Consider the following 20,115-nt stretch of genomic DNA (forward strand, 5'->3'; position numbering starts at 1 on the left):
TACGCAGAGGATTTTTCTGCCCTTTTCTTTCTACAAAAAAACAACTATAATATAGAATGATGTTAAAAGAGAAGAGGAAAACGTGTGCGGGTTTTATTTATTGGTGATGTAGTAGGTTCAATGGGAAGAGATATGATTACAACCTATCTTCCTCGTTTAAAAAAGAAATATCAACCACAGGTCACAATCGTAAATGGAGAAAATGCAGCTTCTGGAAGAGGAATAACTGAAAAAATTTATAAAAAGTTTTTACAAGACGGTGTAGATGTTGTCACGATGGGCAATCATACTTGGGACAACCGAGATATTTTTGAATTTATCGATCAAGCAAAAAAAATCGTTCGTCCAGCAAACTTTCCTGAAGGAACGCCAGGTCAAGGAATGGTATTCGTGAAAGTCAATCAAGTAGAACTAGCTGTAATCAACATGCAAGCACGTTCTTTTATGGTCGACTTAGATGATCCATTCCGCAAGATGGATCGCTTGATCGCCGAAGCAAAAAAAAGAACGCCAATCATTTTTGTTGATTTTCATGGAGAAACGACAAGTGAGAAACAAGCCATGGGATGGTTCTTAGATGGAAAAGTCTCAGCGGTCATTGGGACCCATACGCATGTACAAACCAATGATGCTCGGATTCTACCGCAGGGAACTGCCTATTTAACTGATGTAGGTATGACAGGTCCTTATGACGGAATTTTAGGTATGCGCCGAGAACCAGTTATCGAAAAATTTTTAACAGCTTTGCCGAAACGTTTTGAAGTCGTTGAACGAGGACGAGGTATTTTGAGTGGCTGTTTACTGGAATTTGATGATGCAACTGGTAAAGCGAAAACCATTCAATTAATCCAGATCAACGAGGACCGTCCATTTTTAGAATAGAAAGTGAGACATCTTTTGCATAAAGAGCCGAATATTCAACGAGAAGCGGATAAATTAGCTCAACTTTTAAGTGAACATGAAACGATCATCCGCTACCATGAACTAGAGCGAAAAGTACAAACTAGTTCCTATTTAGGAAAGTTAACGGAAGATATCAAATCTGCACAAAAAGAAGCAGCAAACTATGCTTATTATGGGAAAAGAATGGCAGAAAAAGAAGCGAATGGTCGGGTTGAACAATTGACGAAACAATTTGATCGACATCCGATCGTAGTAGCTTATCGGAAACAATTGCTTGAAGCAAATGATTTATTGCATCATTTGACGAAAATGCTGCAAGATGAAATCAATAATTGGATAGAGGAGGAAGACAATGCCTCAAAAAACTAAGAATACTCCAATGATGGAACAATATTTAAGCATCAAGGCCCAATACCAAGATGCTTTTTTGTTCTATCGTTTAGGTGATTTTTATGAATTATTTTATGAAGATGCCATCAATGCGTCTCAAATTTTAGAGTTAACATTAACCAGCAGGAATCGTAATGCAGACGAACCAATCCCAATGTGTGGGGTACCTCATCATGCAGCACAAGGCTATATTGATATTTTAATTGAAAAAGGCTACAAAGTGGCTATTTGTGAACAAGTAGAAGATCCTAAGACCACCAAAGGGATGGTTAAACGTGAAGTGATTCAATTAGTGACACCTGGAACAGTCATGGATAGTAAGGGACTATCTGCTAAAGACAATAATTTTTTGACAGCAATTGTTAGCCAAGGCAACGAATTTGGATTTGCCTATGCTGATTTAAGCACAGGGGAGTTAAAAACTGCTCATTTGTTTGATGAAGAAGCTGTACTGAACGAAACGACAGCTTTGCAAACAAAAGAACTTGTTTTAGGAAATGAAATTAGTGAAAAACTTGCTGAGCAATTAAAGAATCGATTAGGATTAGTTTTCTCAAAACAAGAAACAAGTGAAGAAAATGCAGAGTTTAATTTCTTAACCAGTGAGCTATCCGATCCACTTGAAAAAGAAGTGACCGGAAAATTACTTACTTATTTAGCAGTGACACAAAAAAGAAGTCTTGCGCATATCCAAAAAGCGATCGAGTATCAACCGGATCACTATTTGAAAATGGATTACTATTCTAAGTTTAACCTCGAACTAAGCCAGTCCATACGTACAGGAAAAAAACACGGCACGCTTTTATGGTTGCTAGATGAAACGAAAACAGCTATGGGCGGGCGTTTACTGAAACAATGGCTTGACCGTCCGCTGATTCAACTCAATCAAATCAAGGCACGACAAGAAATGGTAGCTTCTCTTTTGAATAGCTATTTTGAACGACTTGATCTACAAAGTGCATTGACGAAGGTTTATGATTTAGAACGCCTAGCAGGAAGAGTGGCTTTTGGAAATGTCAATGGGCGTGACTTGATTCAATTAAAGACTTCTTTAGAACAAGTACCGCTGATTCGTCAACTGATCGAAGGGATCGATCAAGGTCAGTGGACTGACTTATTGAAGGAAATGCAACCGATGGATGACCTGGTTCATTTGATTGATCAAGCAATTCAAGAAGACCCGCCCCTACAAATTACTGAGGGGAATATCATTAAAGATGGTTTTAATGATCAGTTAGATACGTACCGTTCTGCGATGACTAATGGGAAGCAGTGGCTAGCAGAGTTAGAAGCAAGAGAACGTCAGCAGACTGGGATCAAAAATTTAAAAGTTGGCTTTAATCGTGTATTTGGTTATTATATCGAAATCACTAAAGCGAATCTGGCAAATGTTGAACTGGAAAAATATGAACGTAAACAAACATTGGCCAATGCAGAGCGCTTTATCACACCAGAATTAAAAGAGTTAGAGACGCAAATTTTAGAAGCAGAAGAAAAGTCTGTTGATTTGGAATATCAGCTGTTTTTAGCAGTGAGAGAAGAAGTCAAAAAAGCGATCAAACCATTACAAATTTTAGCAAAATCAATCAGTACAGCCGATGTTCTGCAAAGTTTTGCTACGATCAGTGAGCGATACCAATATGTTCGTCCTGAGATGGTCTCGGATCGACACCAATTACTGATTCAAGAAGGTCGGCACCCAGTCGTTGAAAAAGTATTAGGACATCAAGAATATATTCCCAATAGTGTGGATATGGCTGAAGACGAAATGATTTTATTGATAACTGGACCGAATATGTCAGGGAAAAGTACGTATATGCGTCAGTTAGCATTAACTGTTTTAATGGCTCAAATGGGGTGCTTCGTCCCTGCGCAAAAAGCGATCTTACCAATTTTTGATCGGATTTTTACCCGGATTGGTGCAAGTGATGACTTGATTGCTGGACAAAGTACGTTCATGGTGGAAATGATGGAAGCCAATCAAGCGTTGCGGCATGCGACACCAAACAGCTTAATTCTTTTTGATGAATTAGGTAGAGGAACTGCGACTTATGATGGAATGGCATTAGCTCAAGCGATCATTGAATATATCCATCAACATGTACAAGCAAAAACGCTCTTTTCTACACATTACCATGAGTTAACAGTTCTAGAGGAAGAATTACCTCAATTAAAAAATGTACATGTAGGAGCTGTTGAAAAAGACGGCGAAGTAGTATTTTTGCATAAGATGATGGATGGCCCAGCTGATAAAAGCTATGGGATCCATGTAGCGAAAATTGCAGGGCTACCTTCTAATTTATTAGCAAGAGCTGCAGATATTTTGCATACTTTAGAATCAGGAGAAGTGAGCCATCATTCCGTGGCTGTTACAAGTGAGCCGCTTGAAGCAATAGCACAACCAGTAACTGATACTGTATCGATAGAACAAGAAGAAACGCAACAACTGTCCTTGTTCAGTGAATTAAGCGATGCCGAAACAGCAGTTATTTCTACATTGAAACAAATGAATCTGTTAGAAATGACACCAATGGATGCATTGAATCAACTCTATGAATTGAAAAAACAGCTGTAAATCAACGATAAATAAGAAGAGTAAGCTCACTATAAATACTATATAGGAAGAAGGCGTAGAATGATGGCGAAAATCCAAGAATTATCAGAACGCTTAGCCAATCAAATCGCAGCCGGTGAAGTTGTCGAACGTCCAGCCTCGGTAGTCAAAGAACTTGTGGAAAATGCTATAGATGCAGGAAGTAGTCAAATCGATATTTTAGTTGAAGAAGCAGGATTAAAAACGATCCAAGTGATTGATAATGGAGAAGGTATTTTGACAGAAGATGTTGAGAACGCCTTTAAACGTCATGCAACAAGTAAAATCCACAATCGTGACGACCTTTTCCGAATTCGTACGCTTGGGTTTCGAGGAGAAGCATTGCCTAGTATTGCTTCTGTTTCAGAGATGACGGTAGAAACAGCCAATCAAGAAGAAACGCAAGGAACCTATTTAGAGCTTAAGGGGGGTGCGGTAATGGAACACCGCCCAGCTCCTTTAAGGCAAGGAACGAAAATCACAGTCAGCAATCTTTTCTTTAATACACCAGCACGCTTAAAATATGTTAAAACGTTGCATACTGAATTAGCGAATATCGGTGATATTGTGAATCGCTTAGCCTTAAGTCACCCGGCAATTGCTTTTCGATTAGTCCATGATGGGAATAAGATGTTAGCAACTTCAGGAAATGGCGAATTGAAACAAACGATTGCCGGAATCTATGGGTTGAATACAGCAAAGAAAATGTTGAAGATTGAAGCGAAAGATTTAGATTTTGAAATCTTCGGTTATATTTCTTTACCTGAAGTGACTCGTGCTAGTCGTAATTATCTTTCAACAATCATTAATGGACGTTTTATTAAAAATTTTTCCTTGAATAAAGCAATTGTAGCCGGCTATGGTTCAAAACTAATGGTAGGGCGATTCCCAATCGCTGTACTGGAAATCAAAATGGATCCATTGTTAGTGGATGTGAACGTCCATCCAACAAAGCAAGAAGTTCGTTTATCGAAGGAACAGGAATTAACTGAGCTAATTACTCAAGCGATTCAAAAAGCATTGGTACAGGAGAACTTAATTCCCAGTGCAGCTGACAATTTGCGATTCAAGAAAAAGGTTGCTGATCAACCAAAAGCGGAACAAATCGAAATTGATTTATCTTACGCTTTTGAAGAAGCGAAACCTAAGAAACCGCAAAGCTTGAATTTTGATCAAACAACCGGAACATTTTTTGTAGCGGAAGAAAAAAGCGAGTTTGTGCATGAATCTGTTGATAAGTCTGTGGATAATGTTGAAAACTCTCCTGTATTTTCTGAAGAAACTACTAGTTATCCAGAAAGCAAAAGAAAAACAGTGGATAACTCTGGTGATATTGTTGATAACTATGTAGAAAAACCAGTGGATAAGAGTGAAAATGAGTTATCCACTGTTGAAAACTTTTCCAACGAGCATGAAACAACAGCTGAAGAAGAAACTTCTTCAGAAACAGTTTATCGTGAGGAGTTAGCGCTACATCCAGAGTTTGATTTAAGTCAAAATGGGCGCTCATTAGATCAAGCAATTCAGAAATTAGAAAATGAGCAGGTAACACAACGCTTTCCACAATTAGAATATTTTGGACAAATGCATGGAACGTACTTGTTTGCTCAAAGTCAGGATGGCTTATACATTATTGATCAACATGCAGCGCAAGAACGAATCAAGTATGAATATTTTCGAGAAAAAATTGGCGAAGTTTCTAACGATCTACAAGAACTACTTGTGCCGTTTGTATTAGATTATCCCAATAGTGATGCTTTGAAACTGAAAGAGAAAAAACAATTGCTTGAAGAAGCAGGTATTTATCTAGAAGAATTCGGTCAAAATAGTTTTATCGTCAGAGCACATCCTACTTGGTATCCAGCTGGAGAGGAAGAAGCGATTATTCGAGAAATGATCGATATGTTGTTAACAACGGGTAGTGTCAGCGTGAAGAAATTTAGAGAAGCCACAGCAATCATGATGAGCTGTAAACGTTCAATCAAGGCAAATCATTATTTGAATGAAGCTCAGGCGAGGGTTTTATTGAAGGACTTAGCCCAATGTGAAAATCCTTTTAATTGTCCTCATGGACGCCCTGTGTTGATCCATTTTACTAATTCAGATATGGAAAGAATGTTTAAACGCATCCAAGATCCACATTAATGAGTCTCATGAAAAGGAGAAGAAACAGATGAAAATTGTGTTAGCTTCGCAGTCCCCTAGAAGAAAAGAATTATTAGGGCGACTGGTTAGTGCATTTGATGTTCATCCGGCTGATATCGATGAAACACCTTTTGTTCAAGAAAAACCTAAAAATTATGTTGAGCGAATGGCAACTGAAAAGGCAAAAGTAGTCAAACATCAATACGATAATGATGTATTGGTGATTGCAAGTGACACGACAGTTGTTTTCAATGATGAGATCATCGGTAAACCAGCGGATGAACAAGAGGCAAAAGCTATCCTTCAAAAACTTAGTGGGAAAACGCATGAAGTATATACAGCCGTGGTGTTGACGAAAGGTGATCAAGAAGAAAAAATCTTAGCACAAGCTAAGGTGACCTTTTATCCTTTGACAACTAAGGATATCGAAGCCTATTTAGTAACCGGTGATTATATGGATAAAGCTGGTGCGTATGGTATTCAAAGTTTTGCAGGTGCATTTGTTAAAGAGATCCAAGGCGACTATTACAGTATTGTTGGATTTCCAATCGGTGCAGTTTATCAAGGTTTGAAAAATTTTATGTAGCTGCAGTTGACGGAAATCAGAAATTGAGATAGGAACGTTCAAGTTTGTGTCCGCTACTTTCAGTCATATTTAGAATTGCAAAGTGTATGAGTGATTGGTATAATCAAGACGAAAGAGGAGTTGCGCTAACAACTCCCCTGGACAGCACCGCGAAAGACGGTGGCGGTTGAATTTAAATATTCGACAAAGAATAAGAATAGCCAGTCTCCCGCTAAAGTGACGGCTATTCTTTGTCGTTTTTAAGCATAGTGACGATCAAACTGACTAAAGCGATGGTGAACGTACCAAAGCCAAGTATGGTTTGAACGATCTCATATGCGGACAAAAAGCGAACTCCTTTCATAGATTTTAGTACTTATTCCCATAAGCACCACCACCTTTGTGAGAAGTTGCCACCGTCGATCCACTTTACTGTCGAGTTTATTGTAGCATATTATCGCCACGAGAAACGTGTTTTATAAAACATAAAAACGTTATTTTTATTTAGGTTTTTTTAGAGGAATTCTATCTTTACGAAAGTTGTAAATACCTGAAGGAATTGGTATAATGAAAACTAAAGAGGAGTTGCGTCCAACAACTCCTCTAGACAGCACCGCGAAAGACGGTGGCGAATTAGTTTAATAGTTCAAAAAGAAATAGCTATACTCGCTAAAGTGACGGCTATTTCTTTTTGTCGTTTTTAAGCATAGTAACGATCAAACTGACTAAAGCGATGGTGAAAGTACCAAAGCCAAGCATGGTTTGAACGATCTCATATGCGGACAAAAAGCGAACTCCTTTCATAGATTTTAGTACTTATTCCCATAAGCACCACCACCTTTGTGAGAAGTTGCCACCGTCGATCCACTTTACTGTCGAGTTTATTGTAGCACATTGTCGCCACTAAAAACGTTATTTTTATTTAGGGTTTTTAAGAGGAATTCTATCTTTAAGAACGTTGTAAATACCTAAAGTAACTGGTATAATAAAAACGAAAGAGGAGTTGCGACCAACAACTCCCCTGGACAGCACCGCGAAAGACGGTGACCGTTTAATCAGATATTTCAAAGAGAAATAGCCAGACTTCGGTTAAAGTGACGGCTATTTCTTTTTGTCGTTTTTAAGCATAGTGACGATCAAACTGACTAAAGTGTTGATGAAAGTACCAACGCTTAAAGAGTGAAAAATAACCTGAAAAAATTCACTAGAAGAATTTTTTCAGGTTATTTTTATACAGTAGTATTTTTTATTTTAGTTGCGCTTTTCCAATTTGTTCGCTATGACGAACGAGACCTGTTTGATCTAATGTTAAGGCAGCAACTTTTTCATTATTTGTTAATACAACTAAGATGTCCGTTTTCTTCCCAGCCTGCTCAATTGCTGTGAGGTCCATGTCGGCTAGTTGTGTTTTTGGCGTGACTGAATCGCCTTCTTTTACATGGATCGTAAAAGGTAGCCCATTCAATTCGACAGTATCTAGACCCATATGAACGAGAACTTCCAGACCTTCATTAGTTAAAAGACCAATCGCATGTTGTGTATCAAAAATATTTGTTACTTTACCAGCGACTGGAGCATAAACTTTTTCGTTGGAAGGTAGTACAGCATAACCTTCACCCATCATTTTTTGAGCAAAAACAGGATCTGCTACTTCGGTGATTTCCTTGATTTGTCCATCTGCTACAGCGAATAACTCTTCTGTCGGAGCAGAAACTGCTGTTGCATTGGCAGCTTCAAATTTTTGTGGTGAAACGTTGTTTCCATCAGCTGTTTGTAGTTGTAAGCCAGTTGTGTCTTCTACGGGTACAGCAGGATCGATTTTATTTAAGATCCCTTGACGTCTGAAGATTACGGTTAAACCAAATGGAACAATAACTGCAATGATCATAGAAATGATGAACGGAACCCAAGTTTCTGCTTGGATGGCTAGAATACCAGGTAGTCCACCAACACCAATTGCATTAGCACGTACATTCATCAAGTTGGCAAACATTCCAGCTAAACCTGAACCAACCATTGCGGCAACAAATGGGTAAACATATTTTAGATTGATCCCAAACATTGCAGGTTCAGTTACCCCTAGATAACAAGAAATCATTGCTGGAATCGAGATTTGTTCTTCTTTTTTATTTCCGCGATGTAAGAAGATGATCGCAAGAACTGCCGAACCTTGTGCGATATTTGATAAAGCAATCATTGGCCAAAGATTCGTAGAGCCAAAATCGGCAATCAATTGCATATCAATTGCATTCGTCATATGGTGTAAGCCGGTGATTACTAAAGGTGCATATAAGAAACCAAAGACGGCACTAAATAACCAACTGATTGAAGAAGTCAAGCCAGTATTAACAATATTTGAGATCCAACTACCGATTGTCCAACCCACAGGCCCTAAGATGACATGGGCAGCTAAGACTGTTGGGAGTAGAGAGAACAATGGAACAAATATCATAGAAATCGACTGTGGAATATATTTACGGAAGAAAATTTCAAGATAAGCTAACATAAATCCAGCAAGCATCGCTGGAATGACTTGTGCCTGATAACCAATCATATCAACTTGAGCAAAACCAAAATCCCAAAATGGAATATCAGCCGCAGCTGTTGATGCGACACTATAGGCATTTAATAATTGCGGTGAAACTAACGTAATCCCTAAAACAATTCCTAATATTTGTGTAGTGCCCATTTTTTTCGCGATACTCCAAGTGATACCAACTGGTAAGAAATGGAAAATTGCTTCGCCAGGTAGCCATAAAAAGCCGTTTACGCCGTTCCAAAATTGAGAGTGTTCAACAATTGTTCCACCAAGACTTTCAAATTGAATTCCTTCTAATACGTTCCGGAAACCTAAAATCAGTCCCCCTACGATAATGGCTGGAATCAATGGTGTAAAAATTTCTGCCAAAACAGCGATTGCTCGTTGGACAGGGTGGAGATTTTGTTTAGCAGCAACTTTACTTTGCTCCTTGGATACGCCTTCAACACCTGATACAGCAACGAAGTCGTTGTAAAAGGTTGAAACATCGTTACCAATAATGACTTGGAATTGCCCAGCATTGGTAAACATCCCTTTCACACTAGGAATATCTTCGATTGCTTCTTCATTGGCTTTTTTTGGATCATTTAAGACAAAGCGCATCCGAGTGGCACAATGACTAACTGCAGCAATATTTTCCTTTCCACCAATTTCCTTTAACAGTTTCTCAGCATCTGCTTGGTACTTTGCCATAGGAATAAACCCCTTTCTTTTTAAACTTGTATACACAAGTTATCTTATCCATACTATACTTGTTTCTTCCTACTATTGCAAGCGTTTTACAAGCGAAAAATGAAAAAATGTAATCGTTACACTTGGCTTAGTGTAGGGATATGTGAAAAGAGGGGGCAATTGAAATAACAAAAAAGCTGTAGTATAGTTTATATGCGACTAAAAGAAATTGAATATTAAGTGGAGGAAATGTAATGAATAAATTTAATGAAATTTTTTTAGATTTAGAGCAAAAAATTTTGGATCAACAATACCCTCCGCATACTTTGCTCCCTAGTGAAAATCAGCTGATTCAAATTTATGGTGTTTCACGAGAAACAATTCGAAAAGCGCTTAACCTGTTAACGACTGAAGGTTATATCCAAAAGAAACAAGGAAAGGGTTCGATTGTTTTAGACCGCAATCGATTTGATTTTCCAATTGCAGGATTAACAAGCTACAAAGAATTACAGGAAACACAACGAATCCCAAGTGAAACCATCGTTCAATTAATCGAAGAAACAGAAGTGGACCAATCATTGAGTGAAATAACAGGCTGGAAGAAAAAAACGCCGGTTTGGCATTTGATTCGTCAAAGGAAAATCAATGGAGAAGTGGTCATATTAGATCGTGATTATTTATTAAAAAATGTGGTACCAACTTTAACAGCAACACAAGCTGCTGGCTCGATCTACGAATACTTTGAAAATGAATTGCAACTAACGATTGCTTACGCCCAGAAAGAAATTACCGTTGAAGAAGTAACTCCTGAAATCGAAGAGATGATGGATCTACATGGAGATCGCTATGTCGTGGTAGTAAGAGGACTGGTTCACCTCGAAGATACAAGGTGTTTCGAGTATACAGAATCAATTCACCGTTTAGATAAATTTCGTTTCGTCGAGTTTGCTAGACGTCGTAAAGTCTAAGCAATTATTACTATGAGCAGAATGTTTGCTTCTGATACTTTTGTCGTTATGATTAAAAGAAAAAGGAGGCGTTTTTAGTGGGCGATTTCAAGAAAAATGAGCGTGATTTAAAAGAGGAATTATCTCCAATTTCATATGCTGTGACGCAAGAAAACGCAACAGAAAGACCATTTAGTGGGAAATATGATGATTTCTATGAAAAAGGGATCTATGTCGATATTGTCAGTGGGGAGCCATTGTTTAGCTCAGCCGAAAAATACGATGCGGGATGTGGCTGGCCGGCGTTCAGTAAACCAATCACTAGAAAAGATATTAAAGAAAAGGCCGACTTTTCTCATGGTATGCACCGAGTGGAAGTGCGAAGCAGTCAAGCAGATTCTCATTTAGGGCATGTATTCAATGATGGTCCTGCTGAAAAAGGCGGACTACGTTATTGCATCAATTCTGCGGCTTTAAAGTTTATTCCATATGAAGAAATGGAAGAACAAGGATATGGAGAATATCTATCACAAGTTGAATAAGGAAGAGCTTTATTTTTGGGTAAAAAATCTTGAGACAATTTTTGATTGTTTCAAGGTTTTTTCTTATTTATCTTTATTGAAGCGTTGTTTCCTGAATATTGATCCTTTGTTTTGAGGAAAGTGCTGAAACTCTGATCGTTCAATTAAAATCTCTTGCAAAAAATGTTTATCCTAAAAACCTTGATAAACTTACGTTAAAAAGGAGAAGCGTAGCTCGATCTTCTGTTCTCTTTTTTCAAAAGAAAAAGTATGCTACAATGGAAGAAAATATGCGAACATATGTGTGTGAAAGAAAGAGGATAACAGATGTATGAATATCTTACAGGTGTAGTAACCTTTATCAATCCCTATTATTTAGTAATCGAAACAAATGGGATCGGTTATCAAATTGCATTAGGCAATCCCTATCGTTATAGTAGTAAGCTAAACAAAGAAATCAAACTTTACGTCCATCAGGTCATTCGAGAAGATGCACATCTTCTGTACGGATTTGATTCTTTAGAAGAAAAACAATTATTTTTAAGGTTAGTTAGTGTTTCAGGAATTGGACCAAAAAGTGCCTTAGCGATTATGGCTAGTGATGATCATTCAGGATTGATTCAAGCGGTTGAAACAGGGGATGTGACTTATCTGACCAAATTCCCTGGTGTGGGTAAAAAAACAGCTCAACAAATGATTTTAGATTTAAAAGGAAAATTTGGCGAATTAAGTATCGATACGCCCTTCAATTTATTTGATGAAAGTACAGCACAAGATGCGACGGCATTATCAGAAGCAATGGAAGCTTTATCAGCACTTGGATATAGTGATAAAGAGGTCAAGCGGGTCGAGAAACAACTAAAAGAAGTAGAAAATCTCACAACAGATGAATACTTACGCCAAGCTTTAAAATTAATGATGAAAAAATAAGGAGGGAAAATGATGACCGATGAACAGTTATTATCCCCTGAAACGGGCGAGAATGAATTAAGTTTAGAGAAGACCCTCCGCCCACGGTTACTTTCCCAATATATTGGTCAAAAGAAAGTGAAACAGGAACTCAAAATATATATTGAAGCTGCCCGTCACAGGGAAGAGCCGTTGGATCACGTTTTGTTATATGGTCCGCCGGGATTAGGGAAAACGACAATGGCAATGGTGATTGCGAATGAAATGGCAGTCAATATACGAACAACTAGTGGTCCCGCAATCGAGCGACCAGGAGATCTGGTTGCTATTTTAAATGAGTTAGAAGCTGGCGATGTTTTATTTATTGACGAAATTCATCGATTACCTCGTGTAGCAGAAGAGATGCTTTATTCTGCCATGGAAGATTTTTACGTTGATATAATGGTTGGACAAGGACCAACTGCTCATCCTGTTCATTTTCCTTTACCACCTTTTACATTAATTGGCGCAACAACTCGTGCAGGTATGCTTTCAGCGCCACTTCGTGATCGATTTGGGATTATTTCTCATATGGAATATTATGAAGAAGCTGATTTAAGAGAAATCGTGATTCGTTCTGCTGATATTTTTCAAACAGAGATCATTGAAGAAGGTGCACTGGAAATTGCTAGACGTTCAAGAGGAACACCACGGATTGCTAACCGCTTGTTAAAAAGGGTACGTGATTTTGCACAAGTACAGGGAGATGGCAAGATCAATCAAACCATTGCCGATCAAGCATTAACGTTGTTACAAGTCGATCAGGCAGGTTTGGATTATGTCGATCAGAAACTATTACGTACGATGATTGAATTATATGGTGGCGGACCGGTTGGATTGAGTACGTTATCTGTCAATATTGGTGAAGAAAGAGAAACTGTTGAAGATATGTATGAACCTTTTTTGATCCAAAAAGGTTTCTTGAAACGGACACCTCGTGGAAGGATCGCCACACCATATGCCTATGAACATTTTGGATACGATTATCAAGTATAAAAAAGGATACTTGAATCGACTGTCCATATAAATACTTTTTCAAGAAAATCGTAGAATGAGAAGTTTTTGTAAAGAAGATAGGAGATGATGAGATGGGCGATACACCGCATACTAAGCAATTGATTAAAAACGTATTGATTGATTTATGTCAAAAGCAGTCTTTTCAAAAGATCAGTGTACAGAAAATCGCCCATGAGGCAGGCATCAATCGCCAAACATTTTACTACCATTTTACAGATAAATACGATTTGTTGAGATGGGTGTATTACGAAGATTGTTTATGCTATTTAGATCCTCATTCTCTTTCTTTAGACAACTGGGAAGAGCAAGCATTAAAAATGTTGAAGGCAATTGCTGCACAAAAAGAATTTTATGCGAACACTGTTACATCTGACCAAGAAATACTACAAAAAGAGTTTACTGCTGTTATCCAGCAATCATTTATTAAGATTTTTGATCAAATGGATGAAGAAAAGCAGTTATCAAAAGCGGACAAATTGTTTTATGCTCGTTTTTTTTCTTATGGATGTAGTGGGGTTCTAATCAATTGGATTACACATGATTACGAAGAGACGCCTCTAGAAATCGCCGTCCAATTGTTCCGCTTAGCCAAAGATACAGAATTATATTCCTATCGGTTGTATGCAAAAGAAGAGCTGGAAACAAATGATTAGAAGGAGATCAAACATGACGAAAGTTTTATTTGTATGTCTAGGAAATATTTGCCGTTCACCAATGGCAGAAGGTTTGTTGAAGAAAATGGTAGCTGAAGACGGACAATCTGATCGATTTTTGATTGATTCTGCAGCGACAAGCACTTATGAAGTGGGGCGTTCACCTCATAAAGGAACAAAGAAAATTTTAGAAAATGAGAACGTGGATACGAGTCAAATGATTGCACGCCAAATCACAGAAGAAGATTTTCAACGATTTGATTGGATCATTGGCATGGATCAATCTAACGTAGAGAATTTACAACGGATGGCACCGACCGACGCACAACATAAGATCCATTTATTTTTAAGTCGGGTTCCTGGAAAAGAAACACAAAATGTTCCTGATCCATACTATACCGATAACTTTGACGAAACTTACCAATTATTGACTGAAGGGCTCAAGTATTGGATGCAAGAATGGAAAAAAGATAAATAAAATAACGATATATCTATATAGGCAACGCTTTCTTTTTGTTGCTCAGTATAGATAATATTCTTGTTATTTCGTTAAATCTTAGGTAGAATATAGTTAATTAAGTAACACTTTCTTAGCTAAAGGAGGAGTGCATTCAATGAACGAAGAAACAGTATCACCAATGAAGAAATTGACCAAGTTAGTCACGCATACGTCGTATCAGCTTTTTGATTCTTTTGTAAATGACACTGAAAAAATAGCAGAGAATGTACGTTTGCAAGGAAAGTTTGTTTTAGAGCTGCAAAAAGCAGCTACTCAACATAGTTTAGTGATTTTACAAGTAAGAGCCAATCGAAAAAGTAATAAGTACGAAACGATTTCAGGCTGGGTAGCTACAAAAAATGTTGAAAAAGAAGTAGTCATGATTCGCCTACAAAACAAGGAACAACAAATACGAATGGTTCCAATTGATCAAATCGAAAAAATCACCAGTCTTTCTCCAGCAGGAGATCAAGAGCGGTTATCTAAATAGAAGCAAAAAAAGCGATGGAATAGATTCTTCATTTTCCGTCGCTTTTTGCTTTTTTTCATATGATGCTGGCGAAGAGAAAACTGAAAATCAATACTAGAGCAGTACATAATCAAGTCATGAGGATAGATGGATTTTATCAATCAATAGAGAGGTGTTATGGGTGCCAAAGAATCGTTTGATTAATTATATGACCAAAAATTGGAAGATAGCCGGATGGAATATATTTGATTCTTTATTCCTTTCTGCAGCTACAATCGTTGTTTCTTTAAATATAGTGTTCGTCCTATTTCCAGATTTGGATAACTATTATACAAACGCATTAAATTTATTTTTGATTGGTCTGATGATGGTGTTTGTTGGCTTGGGAGAATCAGTAAAATCTAAAGTTGGAAAACGAATCGATGTCTTAATTGGTAGTATTTGGGTAATTTATCTATGCCTCTATTACTTTACAGGTTTTCATAATCCTACTTGGATGAATTGGCAGTTTTTTTGATACGATAAAACGAAAACCAAGAATGATACTTTGAAAAATTGGTAAGACTATTAGGAATGACAAAAGCTGGCTAGTTGGTGATAGATAAACTAAAACACAAAATGGTTGAGACAAAACTATTTTTCAGGCTTGTCTCAGCCATTTCTAGTTCAATAAAAAAGTCCTGCTAGCCGGGGAGCTAGCAGGATAAGGAGTTAAAAATGAAAAAGTGTTGTTAGGGTTGTTTGTTGGTATGCTTATATATTACTCAGGAGTTGTGAATTTTTTGTGACGAAAGTTTTTGGAAGTTGGTAATTTTTTTAGGAAAATATATTTCTGCTAGCCATTTGACTAAATAGTTAAGTACATCCAATGGATTCATTCAAAAAGTAATTTTGTCAGTTATCTGTTGATTCTAATGACTTAGTAAAAAATTCAGAGCCGAAAATAGAAGTAAAATACACAGGTTCCTTCTTGTATATATAAATAGAGCATATTTGAAGCACTTTTCCACTGTTAGATGCAATCTAATAATGGAAAGTTACTTCAAATATGCTCTGTTCATTTCACAGAAGTGATGATAGTACACCGTTCCTTCTTTTAGAAGAATGATCGTCCTAGATGCCGTTACTCTACAATAGGTGTTTCTTTTTTAACCATACTCCAAATCAAGCCAATTACTAAACCAATCAATGCTGGGACGATCCAACCCATTCCTAATTTAAAGAATGGCAGATAATTCGTTGCGAAGTCTAACAACGTTTTGACAAAGCTGGTTTGCTTGATTCCGTCTGGGCAAGCATTTAAACCGTCTAAAATTGAAGCAATTAGTGTAAAATAAGTGGTCATGCGGTAAACAGCAGGACGTTGTTTAAACAATGGACCCACAAGAACGAGTAAGATCAAGGTCATTGCTAAAGGATAAATAAACATCAAGACAGGTAATGAAATTTGGATGATATTTGTCAATCCCACAGTAGCGACCAAACAAGCAAGTGCACTAGCTAGTGTCACAAATACAATGTAATTTCTTTTAGGAAACAGATCGGTAAAGGTTTCTGCGAAAGCAGTGATTAGTCCAATCCCTGTTTTTAAGCAAGCAAGGATCACAATAAGAGCGAGCAAGATACTGCCATAAGTTCCTAAATAATGATCTGCGATTTGCGCTAGTGCGATCCCGCCATTTGAACTTAAAGCAAATCCACCGAGACTCATTGTTCCCACATAAGCAAGTAATGTGTAGATGATTCCCATCAAAACGATACTGATTGCACCAGATTTGATCGTATCCTTAGCAATCTCAGAAGGCTTTGTTACGCCCATATTGCGAATCGTAGTAACGATAAGGATACCAAATGCTAAGGCAGCAAGTGCATCTAACGTATTATATCCTTGAGTAAAACCAGTAAAGAAAGCATGTTCTTGATAACTAGGTTGGACAGTAGCTTGATCGATTGCACCCAATGGATGAATAAAAGCAAGTACCAACAAGATTCCTAGTAAAATCAAAAAGGCAGGATTAAGGAATTTTCCTACATAATCAAGGATTTTAGTAGGCCGTCTGGATAACCACCAAGCAGTGAAGAAAAATAAAATACTAAAAATAACTAAAAATACATGTTGTTGCTTGGCTTGGATAAATGGAGCTAAACCAATTTCAAAAGAGGTAGTTGCTAATCTTGGTAAGGCGAAAAACGGTCCGATGACGAGGTAAAGCAAAACAGTAAAAACCAAAGCATATTTTTTGCCGATCCGTTCTGCTAATTCATAAACCCCTGATGTTTTTGAAACACCGATGGCAATTACACCTAAAAAAGGTAGTCCGATCCCAGTTACTAAGAAGCCAAGATTGGCCCAGAAAACGGCAGAGCCAGATTCTTGTCCCATGTGAACGGGAAAAATCAAATTACCAGCACCAAAAAATAAACCGAATAACATTGAACCGATAAACATACTTTCTTTGAACGTCAATTTTTTTGTCATAGATTTCTCCTTTACTTATTTATACTTTTTTTAAAGTAACAAAAATAACGTAGTTTAGCAATGTTTTTCTAATCAAATAATGAGTATAAAGTATTGATCTTGAGTTGAAATAATCATTATATCCTGAGTGGTTCTGTGAGAGAGTAATTGAAGGGGAGATGTTCTATAAGTAATTGACCAAAAAATCTGGAGGCTGAGCCAAAACTTGCCTCAGTCGCTTCTAGAAGCTCTAAAACCGAATAAATGGTGAGACAAAAGTGGCATCTTCGGAAATTCCTTCTTATTCTTGATGCGAAACACTTTTGTCTCAATCTCATATTCTAAAGATTTTTTGCGGCTTATAAAAAAGAGAGTCCTAACATACTTTTATCAATTTATTTTTTTTTAGTATGGATTGTTGTCAGTATTTCAAAGTGATTGTTTTTCGTATTTCATTCGATAAATGATCAATAACCCAATAAACCAAACAGGAGTTAAGAGTAAGGCAATACGTGTGTCTTTGCCAAGAAATAAAACTAGACAAATGAAAATCATGTAGGCAAAAACAAGAAAATTACTATAAGGATAAAAAGGCATTTTGAACGTATGCTCTTTTTTACCTAACATACTTTTACGATATTTTAAGTGAGTGTAAACGAGTATTCCCCAGATAAATAAAAAGCAAGTAGTCGCAATACTGCTGACGAGTGTAAATACTTCACTAGGCATCACATAATTTAGGATAACGGAAATAAAAATCACAATAGTTGAAAAAACTAACGCATTTCCTGGTACACGGTGAGAAGTCAACTGACGGAATTTTTTAGGCGCGCTACCTTCTTGTGAAAGAGAGCGTAACATACGTCCTGTACTGTAGATCGCGCTGTTACAAGCAGAAGCCGCAGCACTCAATACGACTAAATTAATCAAAGAAGCGGCTACGGTGATCCCAATTTCTGAAAACACTTCGACAAATGGGCTGTTGTTCGCATCTAAGCTATTCCAAGGATAGATAGACATGATAACGAACAAAGAACCAAGGTAAAAAAGAATGATTCGAATAGGAATATTATTGATAGCTTCGGGTAAGACTTTCTCAGGGTTTTTGGTCTCACCAGCAACCAAACCGACTAATTCGATTCCTGTAAAGGCAAATGTGACCATCTGAAAGGAAAGAATGAATCCTTTCGTACCAGTTGGGAAAAAGCCGCCATGTGACCAGAGATTGGTGATACTAGCAGGTCCAGCACTTGTTTTGTAATGGGTAAGAATCATGTAAATACCAACGATAATAAATGCAATAATGGAAACGACTTTGATCAAAGCAAACCAAAATTCTAATTCACCAAATAATGAAACAGCCACCATGTTTAAACCAAGCAGTAAAATCAGAGCGATCAATTCAGGAAGCCATTGTGGGACTCCTGGAACCCAGTAACGGACATACATCCCAATCGCTGTCAAATCCGCCATGGCGATCGCAACCCAACAAAACCAATAAGTCCAACCTGTTACGAAAGCAACTTTTTTTCCAAGATATTCTGCAACAAAATCAAGAAATGAATGATTATTTGTATTAGATAATAAAAGTTCACCTAAGGCACGCATAATAAAGAAACAAACGCACCCGGTAATAAGATAAGCCAGTAAAATAGAAGGACCAGCTAATTGAATCGTTTTTCCTGCTCCTAAGAAAAGACCTGTTCCGATCGCACCACCAATCGAAATCAGTTGAACGTGTCTATTCTTAAGTCCACGCTGTAGTTCTTGTTGCTCTTCAACCATTGTTTAATCATCCTAACTAAAAAATTTGATAATTTCTATATTAATAGAATTTTCTAAAAATTACAACTTAATTCAGAAAATATTCAAAAATTCATTTTCAAACAAATGCAATCAGACCAATCAATCTAAGAGGAGAGAATGATCGACTGATGAATTAATGAATGGTGTTCAAATAGATTGCAGATAAACATGAGAAAATAGTGAATCATTTCCCAAAAAAGGAAAAGCCTTTATCAAAACGAACCTGTCGTTTCGGATAAAGGCTTTCTTCTATTTTTTTAAGATACGTGATAAAAACTCTTTGGTACGTTCTTCTTTTGGATGAACAAAAATATCATCAGAGGTTCCTTCTTCAGCAACAACACCTTTATCCATGAAGATGACACGATCAGAAACATCTTTTGCAAATTCCATTTCATGTGTCACGATAATCATCGTTAAACCAGTGTGAGCTAGGTCTTGAATGGTATTCAATACTTCTCCGACCATCTCAGGATCAAGTGCTGAGGTTGGTTCATCAAATAACATTACATCTGGGTCCATTGAGAGGGCTCTAGCGATTGCCACACGTTGTTTTTGACCACCTGATAATTGAGAAGGTTTGGCTTCAATATAACGTTCCATTCCAACTTTTTCTAGATTTTCAAGAGCGACTTTACGAGCTTCGTCTTTGTTTCTTTTTAAGACAGTCGTCTGACCAGACATACAGTTTTCTAAGACATTCATGTTATTGAAAAGATTGAACGATTGGAATACCATTCCGACATTTGTTCGATATTTAGGCAAGTTATATTTTGGCGCAAGAATATTTTCACCATTATACATAATTTCGCCACCAGTAGGTTTTTCTAAAAGGTTGATGCAGCGTAAGAAAGTTGATTTACCAGAACCAGAAGAACCAATGATGGTTACAACTTCACCTTTATGGATATCCATGCTGATGTCTTTTAATACTTCATTTTCACCAAAGCTTTTTCTTAAATGATTGATTTTAATGATTTCTTCACTCAT

The 20,115-nt window shown here is 37.2% G+C and carries 17 protein-coding genes and 2 pseudogenes; 13 read left to right on the forward strand and 6 right to left on the reverse strand.

Annotated features, from left to right (window positions below; all coding sequences use genetic code 11):
* Positions 1–84 precede the first annotated feature (84 nt).
* The 5 genes from AB5M32_RS06450 (at position 85) to AB5M32_RS06470 (ending at position 6,617) form a co-directional block, all read left to right on the forward strand.
* Positions 85–882 carry a TIGR00282 family metallophosphoesterase gene (locus tag AB5M32_RS06450; RefSeq protein ID WP_010720381.1) on the forward strand — a complete coding sequence of 266 codons (798 nt, stop codon included), beginning with the start codon at positions 85–87 and terminating at the stop codon, positions 880–882.
* Between the two features lie 15 nt (positions 883–897).
* Positions 898–1,272, forward strand: a complete 375-nt coding sequence (locus AB5M32_RS06455; protein ID WP_178286959.1) for a YlbF family regulator — start codon at positions 898–900, stop codon at positions 1,270–1,272.
* Entirely contained in the window at positions 1,256–3,868 is a 2,613-nt protein-coding gene (gene mutS, locus AB5M32_RS06460; RefSeq protein ID WP_178286957.1) for a DNA mismatch repair protein MutS, read from the forward strand. The genes AB5M32_RS06455 and mutS overlap by 17 nt, the downstream gene beginning before the upstream one ends.
* A 63-nt stretch (positions 3,869–3,931) precedes the next feature.
* Positions 3,932–6,031 carry a DNA mismatch repair endonuclease MutL gene (mutL, locus tag AB5M32_RS06465; RefSeq protein ID WP_178287315.1) on the forward strand — a complete coding sequence of 700 codons (2,100 nt, stop codon included), beginning with the start codon at positions 3,932–3,934 and terminating at the stop codon, positions 6,029–6,031.
* A gap of 28 nt (positions 6,032–6,059) precedes the next feature.
* Positions 6,060–6,617 (forward strand): nucleoside triphosphate pyrophosphatase, encoded by a 558-nt coding sequence (locus AB5M32_RS06470; RefSeq protein WP_034698682.1) that lies wholly within the window; start codon positions 6,060–6,062, stop codon positions 6,615–6,617.
* Between the two features lie 223 nt (positions 6,618–6,840).
* Here AB5M32_RS06470 and AB5M32_RS06475 read toward each other — a convergent pair.
* The 3 genes and pseudogenes from AB5M32_RS06475 to treP all read right to left on the reverse strand — a co-directional run bounded on the left by AB5M32_RS06475 (position 6,841) and on the right by treP (position 9,828).
* Positions 6,841–6,982 (reverse strand): annotated as a pseudogene (locus AB5M32_RS06475) (putative holin-like toxin).
* A 295-nt stretch (positions 6,983–7,277) separates the two neighbouring features.
* Positions 7,278–7,422, reverse strand: a pseudogene (gene pepG1, locus AB5M32_RS06480) (type I toxin-antitoxin system toxin PepG1).
* Between the two features lie 420 nt (positions 7,423–7,842).
* On the reverse strand, positions 7,843–9,828 hold the full coding sequence (gene treP, locus AB5M32_RS06485) for a PTS system trehalose-specific EIIBC component (protein ID WP_034698684.1): 1,986 nt from the start codon (positions 9,826–9,828) through the stop codon (positions 7,843–7,845).
* Between the two features lie 233 nt (positions 9,829–10,061).
* Between treP and treR the strand changes: the two genes are divergently transcribed.
* The 8 genes from treR to AB5M32_RS06525 all read left to right on the forward strand — a co-directional run bounded on the left by treR (position 10,062) and on the right by AB5M32_RS06525 (position 15,378).
* Positions 10,062–10,775, forward strand: a complete 714-nt coding sequence (gene treR / locus AB5M32_RS06490; protein WP_010720375.1) for a trehalose operon repressor — start codon at positions 10,062–10,064, stop codon at positions 10,773–10,775.
* A gap of 77 nt (positions 10,776–10,852) precedes the next feature.
* The gene (gene msrB / locus AB5M32_RS06495; RefSeq protein WP_034698687.1) at positions 10,853–11,296 is read left to right on the forward strand and encodes a peptide-methionine (R)-S-oxide reductase MsrB; all 444 of its coding nucleotides are present in this window, start codon (positions 10,853–10,855) and stop codon (positions 11,294–11,296) included.
* A 306-nt stretch (positions 11,297–11,602) separates the two neighbouring features.
* Complete coding sequence (ruvA, locus tag AB5M32_RS06500; RefSeq protein WP_010720373.1) at positions 11,603–12,205, forward strand: Holliday junction branch migration protein RuvA; 603 nt, start codon at positions 11,603–11,605, stop codon at positions 12,203–12,205.
* A gap of 12 nt (positions 12,206–12,217) precedes the next feature.
* Positions 12,218–13,219, forward strand: a complete 1,002-nt coding sequence (ruvB, locus tag AB5M32_RS06505) for a Holliday junction branch migration DNA helicase RuvB (RefSeq protein WP_010720372.1) — start codon at positions 12,218–12,220, stop codon at positions 13,217–13,219.
* A gap of 92 nt (positions 13,220–13,311) precedes the next feature.
* Positions 13,312–13,893: a TetR/AcrR family transcriptional regulator gene (locus AB5M32_RS06510; protein ID WP_010720371.1), complete on the forward strand. Its 582-nt coding sequence runs from the start codon at positions 13,312–13,314 to the stop codon at positions 13,891–13,893.
* Between the two features lie 13 nt (positions 13,894–13,906).
* Positions 13,907–14,371, forward strand: coding sequence for a low molecular weight protein-tyrosine-phosphatase (locus AB5M32_RS06515; RefSeq protein ID WP_161637991.1), 465 nt, complete (start codon positions 13,907–13,909; stop codon positions 14,369–14,371).
* Between the two features lie 136 nt (positions 14,372–14,507).
* Positions 14,508–14,882 (forward strand): hypothetical protein, encoded by a 375-nt coding sequence (locus AB5M32_RS06520; RefSeq protein ID WP_010720369.1) that lies wholly within the window; start codon positions 14,508–14,510, stop codon positions 14,880–14,882.
* Positions 14,883–15,042: 160 nt separating this feature from the next.
* On the forward strand, positions 15,043–15,378 hold the full coding sequence (locus AB5M32_RS06525) for a hypothetical protein (RefSeq protein WP_178286953.1): 336 nt from the start codon (positions 15,043–15,045) through the stop codon (positions 15,376–15,378).
* A gap of 606 nt (positions 15,379–15,984) precedes the next feature.
* Here the strand turns inward: AB5M32_RS06525 and brnQ are convergent.
* From brnQ to AB5M32_RS06540, 3 genes are all read right to left on the reverse strand, one after another.
* Positions 15,985–17,340 carry a branched-chain amino acid transport system II carrier protein gene (brnQ, locus tag AB5M32_RS06530; RefSeq protein WP_178286951.1) on the reverse strand — a complete coding sequence of 452 codons (1,356 nt, stop codon included), beginning with the start codon at positions 17,338–17,340 and terminating at the stop codon, positions 15,985–15,987.
* Positions 17,341–17,748: 408 nt separating this feature from the next.
* A complete protein-coding gene (locus tag AB5M32_RS06535) occupies positions 17,749–19,104 on the reverse strand; it encodes an amino acid permease (RefSeq protein WP_010736842.1) in 1,356 nt (451 codons plus the stop codon).
* A gap of 270 nt (positions 19,105–19,374) precedes the next feature.
* A complete protein-coding gene (locus tag AB5M32_RS06540) occupies positions 19,375–20,115 on the reverse strand; it encodes an amino acid ABC transporter ATP-binding protein (RefSeq protein WP_010720365.1) in 741 nt (246 codons plus the stop codon).

Origin of the sequence: Enterococcus sp. C57, assembly GCF_040887305.1 — a bacterium.
Classification (GTDB): Bacteria; Bacillota; Bacilli; order Lactobacillales; family Enterococcaceae; genus Enterococcus_B; species Enterococcus_B hirae.

Excerpts from the sequence above, each read along its gene's own strand:
- mutS (WP_178286957.1), top strand. The coding sequence starts at position 1,256 with ATGCCTCAAAAAACTAAGAATACTCCAATGATGGAACAATATTTAAGC.
- mutL (WP_178287315.1), top strand. The coding sequence starts at position 3,932 with ATGGCGAAAATCCAAGAATTATCAGAACGCTTAGCCAATCAAATCGCA.
- AB5M32_RS06470 (WP_034698682.1), top strand. The coding sequence starts at position 6,060 with ATGAAAATTGTGTTAGCTTCGCAGTCCCCTAGAAGAAAAGAATTATTA.
- treP (WP_034698684.1), bottom strand. The coding sequence starts at position 9,828 with ATGGCAAAGTACCAAGCAGATGCTGAGAAACTGTTAAAGGAAATTGGT.
- treR (WP_010720375.1), top strand. The coding sequence starts at position 10,062 with ATGAATAAATTTAATGAAATTTTTTTAGATTTAGAGCAAAAAATTTTG.
- ruvA (WP_010720373.1), top strand. The coding sequence starts at position 11,603 with ATGTATGAATATCTTACAGGTGTAGTAACCTTTATCAATCCCTATTAT.
- ruvB (WP_010720372.1), top strand. The coding sequence starts at position 12,218 with ATGACCGATGAACAGTTATTATCCCCTGAAACGGGCGAGAATGAATTA.
- AB5M32_RS06510 (WP_010720371.1), top strand. The coding sequence starts at position 13,312 with ATGGGCGATACACCGCATACTAAGCAATTGATTAAAAACGTATTGATT.
- AB5M32_RS06515 (WP_161637991.1), top strand. The coding sequence starts at position 13,907 with ATGACGAAAGTTTTATTTGTATGTCTAGGAAATATTTGCCGTTCACCA.
- AB5M32_RS06520 (WP_010720369.1), top strand. The coding sequence starts at position 14,508 with ATGAACGAAGAAACAGTATCACCAATGAAGAAATTGACCAAGTTAGTC.
- brnQ (WP_178286951.1), bottom strand. The coding sequence starts at position 17,340 with ATGACAAAAAAATTGACGTTCAAAGAAAGTATGTTTATCGGTTCAATG.
- AB5M32_RS06535 (WP_010736842.1), bottom strand. The coding sequence starts at position 19,104 with ATGGTTGAAGAGCAACAAGAACTACAGCGTGGACTTAAGAATAGACAC.
- AB5M32_RS06540 (WP_010720365.1), bottom strand. The coding sequence starts at position 20,115 with ATGAGTGAAGAAATCATTAAAATCAATCATTTAAGAAAAAGCTTTGGT.